This window comes from Nocardia sp. NPDC052112 (assembly GCF_040680135.1).
In the GTDB taxonomy this organism is placed as follows: domain Bacteria; phylum Actinomycetota; class Actinomycetes; order Mycobacteriales; family Mycobacteriaceae; genus Nocardia.
Genome location: NZ_JBFAWD010000026.1, coordinates 86,143 through 98,790, shown reverse-complemented (window position 1 = coordinate 98,790; position 12,648 = coordinate 86,143). Strand labels below are relative to the sequence as shown.

Sequence of the window (12,648 nt, the reverse complement as noted above, 5' to 3'; positions counted from 1 at the left end):
GTCTCGGCCGGAGTCGAGCGGCGACGCGGCGGTCGGGGCCGTCGTGGTCGAGCCGGGTGCTGAAGCTGCTGTGTCGCAGTCGGGATCGGATGCTGAGGACCAGGTGGTCAGCGCAGACAGCGCGAGTGCCGACAGCGATGGTGGGGCCTTCGCCGTTCGTGCTGCGGCGGTCGATGCGGACAGCGTGACTGCGCTCGATGACGGTGGGCAGGCCGACGCTGACAGCGGGATCGCCAGTGCCGATGGCGGGGCGGTCGGTGGAGTCGGTGCGAGTGCGGACATCGACGGTCGCGCTGATCACGATGACGATAGTGGGACCGCAGGTGCTGATGCCGAGGCGTCCGACGTAGACACCACGAGTGTGGGCACTGATGGTGGCTCGTTCGCTGTTCGTGGTGAGGCCGCCGACGCAGACGACGCGACTGCTCTCGATGACGGTGGGCAGTCAGACGCTGACAGCGGGATTCTCGGTGCCGAGGGCGAAGCTGCCGACACTGAGCGTGGGCGTGGGCCAGGCGCTGCGGCTCGGCCGGAGTTCGGGTCATCGCTGCAGGGGTGAGTGCGGAGGGCGTGGCTGCGGACCCGTTCGGGACGTCGGGGCTGCGGGCGGGGGTTCTTGCGGCGTGGCGTGATTCGCCTACCCGGTTGCGGGAGGATGCGGCGACCGAGGCGGATCTGGTGCGGGCGGGGTATCGGGATCGGCTGCTGACCGAATTGGCGCAGAACGCCGCGGATGCGGCGGCCAAGGCCGGTGTGGCGGGGCGAGTCGTGGTGCGTCTCGAGGACGGCGACGTGCACATCTCGAATACCGGTGCGCCGCTCGATCTTGCGGGTGTACACGCGCTGACCGCGCTGCGGGCGTCCGGCAAGGCGGATCCGGCCGCGAGCGTCGGCCGTTTCGGCGTCGGCTTCACCGCCGTACGCACGGTAAGCGACGAGATCGAGGTGCGATCGACCACCGGCTCGCTACGGTTCTCCCGCGACCTCACTTGGAAAGCCCTGCGCGACAACGCGGTCACGGTCCCGGACCCTCCCGACACCTTCACACCGCCCGTCCTGCGCCTGGCCTGGCCGACCGAAGCCGCCCCGCCACCGGACGCGGACACCACGATCGTCCTGCGCCTGCGCCCCGAGATCGACCCCCGATCCCTCCTTGCCGCGATGCGCGCCGAAGCCGTCGACCTCCTCCTGGAACTGCCTGCCCTACAGAGCATTCAGATCGACGACGACGAGATCACCAGCACGGTCACCGATCCGAACAACGAGTACCGGTACCCGCGCGAGCACAGCGGTCCGCGCTCCGTACCAGGCAGCGCGGAGTTCGGTGCTGGTGATCTGCTTAGCCGTAGTGGCGTGCTTGATGACAGTGGTGACACCGTCGCGGATCTCAGCGGGAGGCTTGCGGACCTGAACCGCGGTGATGGCGGCGTGGAGTTCGGTGCTGGTGATCTGCTTAGCCGTAGTGGCGTGCTTGATGACAGTGGTGACACCGTCGCGGACCTGAGCGGGGGGCTTGCGGACCCGGGTCGCGGGCAGGTGGGTCCGGGTCGCGGGCTTGCCGATCCGTCCGGTGGGCTTGCGGATCCGAATCGCAGCCGATCGGACCCATTCGGGGCACAGGAAACCAACGACCTCGAATCCGGCAGCACCGATGCGGACCTGCACGCACACCGATCCGCGGGGACCGGGCTCAGGGAACTGCGCATCGACGGTCCTGGATCGGAGCGACGGGTTTGGTGGGAGTACCGAACCGCGCGGGCACGCTGGTTGCTGCCGCTGCGCGATGGCAGGCCGGTGTCCGCCGCACATGATGTGCTGCGCGCACCCACGCGATCCGACGAGGAGCTGTCGCTGCCGGCGCTACTGATCGCCGATATCCCCATGCAGCCGGACCGCCGCCGTGTCCTGCCGGGTGCCCGGATTGCCGAATTCGCCGAGGGCTATGCCGATTTCGCCCGTGCGCTCCCGCCGCGCGACCGCCTCGTTCTGGTTCCCGCTCCGGGCTTCGCCCGCAGCGAGGTCGACGGCATTCTGCGCGAGGCGCTGATCCGTGAATTACAGACTCATCCCTGGCTACCGGTCGTCACCGCTCGTCCGAAAACTGAAACAACCGCACACTCGGGACGAGCTGGATCGGCTGATTCGACTGCGGACCAAGGCTTTTCGGAGCCCAGAGCGGCCGGAAGCGAGGCCGATTATCGTGGTTTCGCGCATGCCGATGCGTCGGAAACCGCGGATTGGACCGCCGCGGACTTGCCCGATAACGCGCGTCCATCCGTGACCCGGCCGATCCATGACGCAACGGCAGTGCCTACCCGTGCGAGCGTATTCACCGGTCTGAGTTGGGAATTGGCCGATCTGCTCGATGACATCGTCGGACCGCTGGTAGTGCCCGAGTTGTCCGGGCGCGCACACAGTGAGGCCTTGGGTGTGCTCGATGTGCACAGACTGGGACTGGCTCGGCTGGCGGAACTTTCGGGCGGGGTGGAGCGGTCCCCGAAGTGGTGGCAGTCGCTGTATGCGGCGTTGGAGCCCTATGTTGTAGATCCATTGGCCGCCGAGGAGCTCGGCGCGCTCGCGGTACCGCTGGCCGACGGCCGACTGGTAACCGGTCCGCGCACTGTGGTTCTTGATGATCAGCTCGATGTCGCCATACCGGTGCACTGGGCGCGTTTGGTGCATCCCGAGGCGGTTCATCCGCTTCTCGCGCGACTCGGCGCACGTTCGGCGACCGCCGAAGATCTATTGAGCGATCCCGGATTGCGCGCGGAACTCGAGGACCAGCCGGGCGATCCCGATACCACCGACGCGGTGCTCCGGCTCGCCGCCCATGCCGACCCATCGGCACTCCCGTCCTGGCTCGGCCTGCTCGAATTACCCGACACGACTGGCGAATTGCTCCCCGCCGACGAATTGCTGCTCCCCGACGCACCGCTGCGCGCATTGCTGGTACCTGATTCGCCGTTCGGCACCGTCGCGATGGATCTGGTGGACCGCTACGGTGCCGAGGCACTGCGTGCGGTAGGTATCGGTTGGGATTTCAGCGTTGTCGTCGAATCCGATCCCACCGGACCCGACCATCACCTGGACGACGAGGAACGCTGGTGGTCGAGCCTGCCCGAGGATCCGCCGGAACTGGCCGCCGTGCGCGACCTGGATCTCGTCGACGAGCCGTCCTGGCCGGCGGCGTTGCGGCAGTTGGCGGCCGGTCCGCGCACCCGCGAACTGCTCACCGATCCCGACGGCTACACGGCCTGGTGGTTGCGCAGACACGCTCGTATCGACGGCACCCCTCTCGGTCTGCTCCGCCACCCCGCAGAAACCGAATTCGCCGGCCTACTTCCCGAATTCGCGTGCCCGGACCTCGATTCCGAAGCCTTACGCGCAGTCCTGGCGAATCCGAATGCCATCACCCAGGACCTTGCCGCCGCGCTGCTCGACGCTCTCGCCGATCCATCGAAAACCCCTACACCCGAGGTGGTTTCCCGAATCCACGCCCGCCTCGCCGCCGCCGTGGATCACCTCGACCTGACCGAGCTCGAACTCCCCGAGCGTGTGCGTGCCCTGTCTTCGGCAGTCGTCGACCCCAATGACGCATGGGTGCTGGACCAGCCGTGGTTCGGCCTCGCGGTTCCCGCGGATCACCTGGTGGCGGGCGATACCGCAACGGCACCAGCGCTCGCGGCCTTGCTCGATCTCCCCTTGGTCTCCGAGGTGATCACCGCTGAGGTAACGAGCGAGGGCCGCCCCACCACCTGGTCCGCCGAACCGCTGGGAGTCGTTCTCCGCCAACTATTCCCCCTACCCGACCCCCAGGGCCCCCTCGTCCTGCACAACACCCTCCAGATCCGCCTGCACGGCCCCCTGGAAATCACCGTCTCCGTCCCCTGGTGGCGCGACGGCCCAACCACCCACATCCAAACCCCCCACCCCTCCCCCTGATCCCCCCACCCCAGACCCGACTGGACAAATGGTCACGTGGAAACCAGGGCGGCAAAACGAGAGAAGCCCCCGCCACCAGTTCCACCTGATCTTGATCGCAAGTCGGTGAGGGCTGGTTACGCTGCGTAGTTGGCGACCATCTCGCTGAGTAGGTCTAGTTGCGCGCGCACGCTTTCGCTGTCGTTGTCGACCAACCAGCGCAACACCACACCGTCGATCACGTTCAGGGTGAAGCGGCTCAGCGTCGGTACCGGCACGGACCACTTGCAACCGGTGGCATCGCGGGCATGGTCGAGGATGTCCGCGACGGTGGTGTCGTTGAATGCGTACTGTTCGCGTGCGATCGCGAGTTTCGCGGGAGTCGATTCCCCTTCGCGTAGCGCATATGTCGTGGTTTCGTAGGTGAGTAGTTGTCGTTCCGGTGTGGCTTCAATGTTGAGCCACATCAGTTCGAGTCCGGCGCGCACCAATTTTTGAAGCGCTTCTTTTCCACTTCCAACGTCTTGCCAAACTGTTTCGTTGGCGTCGACAGAATCGCGTAATTCCATCGACAACGCCTTGACCAGCTCGGTCATCAGCGCGTCCTTGTTTTCGAAACAGTAATGCACCACACCGAGCGAAACACCGGCTGCCTGAGCGACATCGCGCGTGGTCACGCCCGCGACGCCCTTTTTCTCGGCAAGGCCGATGGCTGCCTCGATAAGGTGGGCCCGTCGTTCTTCGACGCTCAATCGGGAGGACACCCAAGGGAGTTAAGTCCGCAACTCCGCCACAGTCAATTCGCAGGGCCGAAAATCTCGACTGGACGATTGTCCAGTTGTGTGGTTCGCTTCACCACGGGATCGAAGGGAGACACGTATGCCGGTGTCACGCAGAACGGTGCTGGTCCGAACCGCCGCGGGTTCCGCCGCGTTCGCGACGGCCGCGGTGTCGGGTGTGACCCCGGCGCTCGACGCACCGGCCGCCGCGGCTCCCGAAACAGGTAGCTACCTCATCGGACTCGGCCTTTCCGATATCACCGGCCCGGCCGCCGAATGCGGAATGATGGGCTATTCACAGTTCGAGCAGCAGACAGCGGGTATCCATCTACGCCCGCGTGCTCGCGCATTCATCATCGACAGCGGTGCGCGTCGAATCGTGTTCGCGGTCGCAGAGAACGGGATGATTTTTCAGTCCGTGCATCGCGGCGTCCTGCTCGAACTCGCCCGCCGCTTCGGTGATCTGTACACCGAACAGAACGTCCTGCTCACCTCGACGCATTCGCATGCGACCTGTGGCGGCTCCAGCAACGATTACGCATACAACCTGTCGATTCTGGGATTTCAACAGCAGGTCTACGACGCCGAGGTGAACGGCATTGTGGAGGCTATCGTCGCCGCGCACGCCGATCTCGGACCCGGCACGCTTTCGCTGGGCCGCACCGAACTGCACGACGCAAGTGTCAACCGATCGCGAGTCGCCTTCGAACGCAATCCGGATGTGGATAAACAGCACTTCCCGAATGCCATCGACCCGGCGGTCACCGTGCTGTCATTCGTCAAGGGCGGCCAACAGGTCGGCGCCATCACCTGGTTCGCCACGCACAACACGTCGATGACCAACCAGAACCGACTGATCAGCGCGGATAACAAGGGTTACGCCTCGTTCTCCTATGAGCACACCGAGCACGGCGTTCGCTATCTCGATGGCCCGGCCGATTTCGTCGCCGCGTTCGCGCAGACCAACGCGGGGGATATGTCGCCGAATCTCGATCTGCAACCGGGTTCGGGCCCGACCGAGAACGAGTTCGAGAACACCCGGATCATCGGCGAGCGCCAGTATCACGCGTCGAAAGCCGCATCCGCCGGTGCACAGCCCATCGGCGGTCCGGTCGATTCGATGCTTTGTTATATCGACCTTGCCGATACCGCCGTCGACGGCAGATTCACGCCCGACGGGCAGCCGCGCCACACCGCGCCCGCTGCCGCGGGTGTCTCGCTCATCGCGGGCAGTGTCGAGGACGGTCCTGGTCTGCCGGGCCTCCCGATCCCGGAGGGTGTGCGCAATCCGTTCATCGATGCGCTGGGTGATCCGCGCCAACCCGCACCGGCGTGGCTCGCGGATGCGCAGGCGCCCAAGGCGATCATCGCTCCGCTCGGGCTCCTACCGCCGGTGCCGTGGGTGCCGAATGTGGTGCCGATTCAGCTTGTTCGGATCGGTGCGCTCTACTTGGCCTGCGGCGGTGGCGAATTCACCATCGTCGCTGGACTGCGCATCCGCCGTGCGGTTGCCGCGGCGCTCGGGGTTGCGCTGGAACAGGTACTGATGCAGGGGTACGCGAACGCGTACCACGAATACATCACCACCCCGGAGGAATACGACTCCCAGCAGTACGAGGGTGGTTCCACCCTCTTCGGCCGTTACACATTGCCTGCCTATCAGCAGGAGTTCACCCGTCTGGCAACCGCTTTCGCCGCCCATCAGCAGGTCCCGCGCGGACCTGCGCCGCGCGACGTATCCAACCTGCAGCCGAATTTCCAACCCGCGCCCGGTCCCGATGCGACACCGCTGGGTCGGGGTTTCGGAGATGTCCTGACCCAACCCGCCGCCGCGTATGCGCGCGGCAGCCAGGCCACCGTCGAATTCGTCTCCGCGCACCCCAAACACAACCCGCGCCGCAACGGGACCTTCCTGGAGGTGCAGCGCCGCAACGCATCCGGCGACTGGGTCCGGGTCGTCAACGAGGGCGAATGGGCCGTCCGCTTCTACTGGAGCAAGCGGGGGCTCGCTGAATCCGTAGCCTGCTTCACCTGGGATATCCCCGCGGATGCCAGCCCTGGCACCTACCGCATGCGGCACTTCACCGACAGTCTGAGCCCGGACGGCACCCTGCACCCCTTCACCGGCATCACCAGCGAGTTCGAAGTGAGCTGAGGCCGGCGATCAAAGTCCGGTCTGCGCGCCTTTGTCGCCGCGGCGGGCGCCCCGGCGCTGGATCGCGAAGATCGTGTAGCCGAGCAGTCCGACGGCCAGGCCCATCAGACACACCGGGCGGGCGGATTCCCAGCGATCGCTGGTCCACACGACGACGGTGGCGATCAGCCAGAGGGTGCTGCCGACCGCGAGGACCGGCCGTGGATCGGTGAAGCGCGGCGGGATCTGCGGGACATTCTGGGGCACAGTCACAGCGTAGCCGCGGGAACAGGCGGTCACCGGCCAGCGTGTCCCGTATCGTTCTGCTCTGTGACAACGCCATCGGATGTTCGAGCTCTTGCTGGTGAGCTGTCGCTCGCGGTGGTGCGCTTGACGCGACATCTGCGGGGGCGGCGCGCCGACGCGCAGATCTCGCTGACGCAGCTCTCCGCACTCGCCACCCTGCACCGGGAAGGGGCGATGACACCGGGCGCCTTGGCCGCCAAGGAGCGGGTGCAGCCACCCTCGATGACGCGTGTGATCGCCTCGCTCACCGATCTGCAATTGGTGGAGCGCAAACCACATCCGACCGACGGCCGTCAGATCATCGTCTCGCTCTCGGATGCGGGTCGCGCACTGATCGCCGACGAAACCAGCGCCCGCGAAGCCTGGATGACCGAACAGCTCTCGACGCTCACCGACGAGCAACTGGTCGTGCTGACCCGCGCCGTCGGCATCATGAAGCAACTCGTCGACGACTCGGAATAGGCCCGCCCCCGGGGCGTAGATGCCCTACTGGCGAGGTGTGTAGCCGCCGCGGGCGTATCGGGCGCCGAATGGCTGGTCGCTGTCCACGATTTCGCGGCCGAGGGGGAAAAGGGAGATCGGGATGAGTTTGAGGTTTGCCCAGCCGAAGGGGATGCCGATGATCGAGATGAACAGGGGGATGCTGGTGAGCAGGTGGCCGAGCGCCAGCCACCACCCGGCGACGATGAACCAGATGATGTTGCCGATCATCGAACCCACACCCGCGGAAGGCTTTTCGACTGTGGTGCGTCCGAATGGCCAGAGCACGTAGGTCGCGATCCGGAACGAGGCGATACCCCAGGGGATCGTGATGATCAGGATGCAGCAGATGATGCCCGCGACAATGTAGCCGAGCGCCATCCAGAACCCGACGAATACGAGCCACAGGATATTGAGCACCAGCTGAATCGGCTTCATGAATCAAGCATGCCAGCTCGTCGGCTGTCCGGACATCACTCCGGAGTACGAGGTGGACTCGGGGATGTCCCCGATCAGCGAAACCGGCGCCCGAATCGGCTCGCCTCGGCAGAACCAGCCTCTGCGGGCGCCCGGTTTCGAGGTCGAGAGATCAATCCTTGCGCAGCCAGGCGAGCGTGATCCGCGTCTCGCGGAATCGCCAGCCCGACGGCGTCCGTACCACGGTGCCGACCAGTCGCAGGCCTCCGGTCTGGTGGGGCGGTTGGCCGTCGCGGTAGTAGTACACCAGCGAGTTCGCCTGGGCCGCGGCCTGGTCGCCGTCGATGTTCACCAGCAGGTCAGTGGTTGTGTGCTGGGTGTGTTCGCCCTCGACCTCGGCCTGTCGCATGTACTCGACGACCTTGTCGATGCCGCGGACCTGGATACGCGGCGAGTTGACCTCCACATCGTCGCTGAAGACGGTGTCGGCATCCTCCCACCGCCGCTCGTCGAGCAGGCCGGCGAAGCGGGAGAACAGGTCGGCGATCTCGATCCGGTCGGCGATCAGGGTATCGGTAGACATAGCCGTCTCTTTCATTGGCAATTCCAACATTGGTGTCGCCAACTATACGCATATTCGTTGGCTGCGCCAACAATGTATGGCCACTGCCTGATCGCAAGCCGAGTCGGCAGCTCACCCTGTCGGCAGTGCCCGGACGACACCCTGGTCTCAGCGACCGCGCTCGGCGTTGCCGGCCTTTGCCCCGCTCGAACGGGCTCCGCCGATCCGGCCCGCCACCTTGACAACCGCCGGGCATCGAGCAGAGTTATTCAACTCAGAAGAACCAGCCGAGCACTGCGTCGCGCTCCGCGCCGAATGCCTCGTCGAGGGCGTGTAGTTGCATCGAGTCCTTGGCTTGCAAACGGTTGGCGGCCGCGAAGACGCGGGCCGGGTATGCGCCGAGGTACATGGCGGCCAGGACGTCGATGCCGAGTTCGAAGTCGGGTGGGCGGGTGGTCGGTATGCATTCGGCGATACCGTCGCGCACCGTGAGTGCGAAGGTGCCGCCCGCGTTGCGGAACGGATCCCGCACTGCGAGGACGATATCGAGGTCGCGCAGATATGAGCGAGCGGTCAGGGCAGTGGGAACATCCATGAGCCGCAACCACAGTGCGTCGTACCGTGCCTTCGTGCGCACGAGCCGGAGATCGGTGAGCAGATACGGGAGCGGATCATTGTCGCTGATCGCCGCCTCGACGTGGCTGCACAGCTCCAATCCGAGTAACGCCCGCCACAACGCGATATTTGCTTCCGAGGTCACCGCGCGCATGTCCGTGACGACCGCGGCCATCCCGTGTTCGCGATGGTGATAGCGGTACAGCGCATACCCGTCCGGGTGCAGAAATGCGAAAAGGTCGGTGCCGCCATCGCGGAACGCCGGTGGATCGGAGAGCTCCATTTGCCATCGCACCTCCGGTCGCTCCTGCGCACCGGGCACCAAGCGCCGCCACCGGTCGTAGATCGCGCGCACCGGCTCGCCCGCGTCGGCGATGGTGCTGAGCACCACGCCGCCCGGATCGGGTGCCGACCGCAGGAACTCGACGAATCGCCGATCGATCGAGACCGCGTTCTCCCGAATCGTGGGCCCATATCCGAACCGGCCGTAGATGGCGCCCTGACTCGCGGTGAAGATGGTCAGCGCGAGCCCGGCCGCCTCGGTCCGCCGATGCTGCTCGGTGTACATGGCCCGCAGAATCCCGCGCCGACGGTGCGTCGGCGCGACCCCGACACCGGCGATTCCGCAAGCGTCGACGGTGCGCTCCCCGGGCACCGTCAGCGTCATCCGAGTCGACCTGGCATGTCCGACGACACGCCCGTCATCGACAGCGACGATTGCCTCCTCGATCGGAAACAGTCGCGCCCGCAATTCCCGGTGCGTCGGTTCGCCGCGCATCCCGAACGAGGTGTCGCCGAGCAATTGAATGGCCGCCACATCGTCAGCGGTGGCCGACCGAATGGTGATGCCGGGTATCAGCGTCATCCCTCGACGATCGCATGCCTGCGACCACCCCGCAGCTGATTTTCGGTGCACCGGCGTGCGCATGGTCGTGTCCGGTCCGTACACCGGAACGAGCGCGTCGACCGGGGTTCTTCCCCTGCGCGCCGCCATCAGGGCACCCGTGCGACCAAGGCTTGCTTCGACGCGATTCAGCACGTTCGGCAAGCGGCACACCGGTCGAACGGTGACTTCGGTCAGGTTCGGCGAGAGCCCTGGCTACCAACTGCTGAAGGCTTTTGTCTGCACTGTCGTGGCACAGTCCAGCCGACTCGGTACTCGCTTCCAGTTCCGGCTGCTGACGACGCGCCCGCAGCCGGAGATGTCGCCGCTGCAGGCCATTCCGGTCTCGGAGATCCCGGCGACGGATGTCGGCCGATGATGGATCCGATTGTGGCCCGGCGGGGTTGGCCCGGCAGGATGATGTGGTGGCCGAAGTGATCGACATCGACGATCCCGCTGACCCGCGGGTTACTGACTTTCGCGATCTGAAGTCGGCGGATCGACGGCCGGATCTGCCGGGGCGCAAGGGGTTGGTGATCGCGGAGGGAGTAGTGGTCGTCCAGCGAATGTTGGCTTCGCGGTTTCGGCCGAGTGCCCTGTTCGGGGTGGAGAAGCGGCGGGCGGAACTCACGGAGGATCTGGCGGCAATCGATGTGCCGTATTACCGGGCCAGCGCCGAGGTGATGGCGGAGGTGGTCGGGTTCCATCTCAATCGCGGGGTGCTCGCGGTGGCGCGCAGGCCCGCCGAGTTGAGCGTGGATGACGTCGTCGAGCGGGCCCGCACGGTCGCGGTGCTGGAGGGCGTGAATGATCACGAGAATCTCGGCTCGATGTTCCGGAACGCCGCCGGGCTCGGCGTCGAGGCGATTCTGTTCGGTGATCGGTGCGCAGATCCGTTGTATCGGCGTGCGGTGCGGGTGTCGATGGGGCATGTGCTGCGGGTGCCGTTCGCGCAACTGCCGAAGTGGCCCGAGGGGCTGGATATATTGCGCAGCAAGGGATTCCAGCTAATCGCGCTCACCCCGAACCCGGCGGCCGTGAATTTGGCGACGGCGATGACGGGGGAGCGGGTGGCGCTGCTGCTCGGCGCGGAGGGACCCGGATTAACCGAGGAAGCCATGCGCGCCACCGATATTCGAGCCCGCATCCCGATGTCACCCGGCACCGATTCGCTCAATGTGGCGACCGCGGCCGCCATGGCGTTCTATGAACGGGTGAGGACGTCGTGAGTTACTTCCCCAACGGGGCGTACCGGCCCTACCAGCCGGATCAGGATCCGACCCCGTGGGCCGCCGGGCTCACTGTCGCGATCATGGTCGCACTGCTGACGGCCGTCGCCGTGTATGCGTTCGGCTCGGCGTTGGCGGAGGTCCATCCGCTGCTTGCGGTACTGGTCAACCTCGTCGCGGTCGGCGGCGCCGCCCCCACCGCATGGCGCTGGCGTCTGGCACCGGTGACCCGCTGGGTCATCGGTGGGGGTGCGGCCGGTGTTCTGCTCGGCTGGTTCGTTTTGATCATCGGCGGTCTGTCGGGTTAGCAGACCTCATCGGTTGACCTGGCTCGTGACCATTGTGGTTCGACGCGGGGTGTGCGTAGGGGTGATGGCTGGTGAGACCGGCGCGCGGAGCCGGCTCGGTAGATCTCGTCGGTCTGGCGTGCCCACGATCTACATGACTCGGTGGCAGAGCCGGTTGCATTCGATCACGAGACGCGATCCTTACCCCGGAGCCAGTTGAGCAGACCTCGTCTCGATTTCATGTCGCCATTGCGCTGCTCCAGTGGGATCAGGTCGGCGGGGTCCGGGGCTTGGCCCTTGGGGTAGAGGGTGAATCCGCAGACCGCGATATCGCCGGGTACCAGCGCGCCTTCGGGAGCCGGGGCGCGGTAGTGGAAGCCGAGCCATTCGTTATTGGCGGCATCGGCGAAATCGGGCGGGTCGAAGGGCAGAGTTTGCGGGTCGGGCAGTTCGCCGGCCTGCCACCGCACCGGATGATCACCGGCCCAAAACGAACGCTCCCACACCAGCGGTAAGCCCTCGTCTTCCAGGATGTTCACCCGCGTCGAGCTGAACGAGCGCCGGAATTCGCCACGCTCCCAATGGGCGAACGCGCCCCAGCCGTAATGCGCGTCGAACGAGATCAGATAGGTGTGCTCCGAGGCGAGCGGGCGGACCAGCAACTCCGCGAGCGCCGTCGGATGCGCTCGCGCGGACTGTGCCGAGCACACCACCGTCACCCCGGGGTAGCAGCCGATATACACCTCGTCGGCATCCGGCCCCGCACAACCGCCCAGTGTGCCGACCATGATCGGCATGACGTCGCGGTCCGTGTGCAGCTGTTTCGCCAGTGCGAGCGCGGCTTCGGGATCCGGATCGTGGTTCGCGCGGAGTACCGCCAACGGATCCTGTGCGTCGACGTACCAGAGAGACGAAGCCTTGGACAGCATTTCCGGCACCTCCCGATGGTTGCACCAAACAGCTCCGCAAACTTCGAGCAACCCCACGGCATCCTCTGATAACTCCCGCTACCGCGAACCGCCCGACGTCGACTCG

Annotated in this window: 13 protein-coding genes; 6 read left to right on the top strand and 7 right to left on the bottom strand. The window is 66.0% G+C overall.

Annotated elements, in window-relative coordinates:
• On the bottom strand, positions 1-301 hold a 301-nt coding region (locus tag AB0L58_RS35685; RefSeq protein WP_364394242.1), incomplete at its 3' end, for a hypothetical protein.
• Positions 302-555: 254 nt separating this feature from the next.
• Here AB0L58_RS35685 and AB0L58_RS35680 point away from each other — a divergent pair.
• Positions 556-3,942, top strand: a complete 3,387-nt coding sequence (locus AB0L58_RS35680; RefSeq protein WP_364394240.1) for an ATP-binding protein — start codon at positions 556-558, stop codon at positions 3,940-3,942.
• Between the two features lie 116 nt (positions 3,943-4,058).
• Here AB0L58_RS35680 and AB0L58_RS35675 read toward each other — a convergent pair whose 3' ends face one another.
• Positions 4,059-4,673, bottom strand: a complete 615-nt coding sequence (locus tag AB0L58_RS35675) for a TetR/AcrR family transcriptional regulator (RefSeq protein ID WP_364394237.1) — start codon at positions 4,671-4,673, stop codon at positions 4,059-4,061.
• A 127-nt stretch (positions 4,674-4,800) separates the two neighbouring features.
• Here AB0L58_RS35675 and AB0L58_RS35670 point away from each other — a divergent pair, with 127 nt between their 5' ends.
• Positions 4,801-6,855, top strand: coding sequence for a neutral/alkaline ceramidase (locus AB0L58_RS35670; protein ID WP_364394234.1), 2,055 nt, complete (start codon positions 4,801-4,803; stop codon positions 6,853-6,855).
• 9 nt (positions 6,856-6,864) lie between these two features.
• Here the strand turns inward: AB0L58_RS35670 and AB0L58_RS35665 are convergent, their stop codons facing one another.
• On the bottom strand, positions 6,865-7,101 hold the full coding sequence (locus AB0L58_RS35665) for a DUF2530 domain-containing protein (protein ID WP_364394232.1): 237 nt from the start codon (positions 7,099-7,101) through the stop codon (positions 6,865-6,867).
• A gap of 63 nt (positions 7,102-7,164) precedes the next feature.
• Here AB0L58_RS35665 and AB0L58_RS35660 point away from each other — a divergent pair, with 63 nt between their 5' ends.
• Positions 7,165-7,602: a MarR family transcriptional regulator gene (locus tag AB0L58_RS35660; RefSeq protein WP_364394229.1), complete on the top strand. Its 438-nt coding sequence runs from the start codon at positions 7,165-7,167 to the stop codon at positions 7,600-7,602.
• Positions 7,603-7,626: 24 nt separating this feature from the next.
• Here AB0L58_RS35660 and AB0L58_RS35655 read toward each other — a convergent pair whose 3' ends face one another.
• From AB0L58_RS35655 to AB0L58_RS35645, 3 genes are all read right to left on the bottom strand, one after another.
• Positions 7,627-8,058: a YccF domain-containing protein gene (locus AB0L58_RS35655; RefSeq protein ID WP_364394227.1), complete on the bottom strand. Its 432-nt coding sequence runs from the start codon at positions 8,056-8,058 to the stop codon at positions 7,627-7,629.
• A 151-nt stretch (positions 8,059-8,209) separates the two neighbouring features.
• The gene (locus AB0L58_RS35650; RefSeq protein ID WP_364394225.1) at positions 8,210-8,620 is read right to left on the bottom strand and encodes a nuclear transport factor 2 family protein; all 411 of its coding nucleotides are present in this window, start codon (positions 8,618-8,620) and stop codon (positions 8,210-8,212) included.
• A 253-nt stretch (positions 8,621-8,873) separates the two neighbouring features.
• Positions 8,874-10,079, bottom strand: coding sequence for a GNAT family N-acetyltransferase (locus tag AB0L58_RS35645; protein WP_364394222.1), 1,206 nt, complete (start codon positions 10,077-10,079; stop codon positions 8,874-8,876).
• A 202-nt stretch (positions 10,080-10,281) separates the two neighbouring features.
• Between AB0L58_RS35645 and AB0L58_RS35640 the strand changes: the two genes are divergently transcribed.
• The 3 genes from AB0L58_RS35640 to AB0L58_RS35630 are packed head-to-tail and all read left to right on the top strand — an operon-like array spanning position 10,282 to position 11,634.
• Complete coding sequence (locus AB0L58_RS35640) at positions 10,282-10,476, top strand: hypothetical protein (protein WP_364394220.1); 195 nt, start codon at positions 10,282-10,284, stop codon at positions 10,474-10,476.
• A 46-nt stretch (positions 10,477-10,522) separates the two neighbouring features.
• Positions 10,523-11,326: an RNA methyltransferase gene (locus AB0L58_RS35635; protein WP_364394218.1), complete on the top strand. Its 804-nt coding sequence runs from the start codon at positions 10,523-10,525 to the stop codon at positions 11,324-11,326.
• Positions 11,323-11,634, top strand: a complete 312-nt coding sequence (locus tag AB0L58_RS35630) for a DUF2537 domain-containing protein (RefSeq protein ID WP_364394216.1) — start codon at positions 11,323-11,325, stop codon at positions 11,632-11,634. The genes AB0L58_RS35635 and AB0L58_RS35630 overlap by 4 nt, the downstream gene beginning before the upstream one ends.
• A 164-nt stretch (positions 11,635-11,798) precedes the next feature.
• Here the strand turns inward: AB0L58_RS35630 and AB0L58_RS35625 are convergent, their stop codons facing one another.
• On the bottom strand, positions 11,799-12,542 hold the full coding sequence (locus tag AB0L58_RS35625; protein ID WP_364394213.1) for a hypothetical protein: 744 nt from the start codon (positions 12,540-12,542) through the stop codon (positions 11,799-11,801).
• Positions 12,543-12,648 lie beyond the last annotated feature (106 nt).